Annotated in this window: 1 protein-coding gene; it reads right to left on the reverse strand. The window is 65.8% G+C overall.

Annotated features, from left to right (window positions below):
* On the reverse strand, positions 1–330 hold a 330-nt coding region (locus RZR99_RS33205; protein WP_323123876.1), incomplete at both ends, for a hypothetical protein.

Genomic DNA, 330 nt, shown 5'->3' on the forward strand with positions numbered 1-330 from the left:
TCGCTGTCGACTTCCGCTTCGACCGGACTCTCGACCGCCAACAGCTCGATCGCTTCGCTGTCCACCTCGACCTCGACCGGCATCGGTTCGCTGTCCACCGGCCTCTCGACCACCAACAGCAACCTCACCTCGCTGTCGACCTCGGCATCTACCGGCCTGAGCACGGCCACCAGCTCGATCGGTTCGCTGTCCACCGGTTTGAGCACGACCAACAGCACCGTCGCCTCGCTGTCGACCTCGACTTCGACCAGCGTCAGCTCGCTGTCCACCGGCCTGAGCACCGTCACGACCACCACCAACAACCTCGGCAACAGCACCGCCGCGGCGCTC

The organism is Burkholderia alba (genome assembly GCF_034721475.1).
Taxonomy (GTDB): domain Bacteria; phylum Pseudomonadota; class Gammaproteobacteria; order Burkholderiales; family Burkholderiaceae; genus Burkholderia; species Burkholderia alba.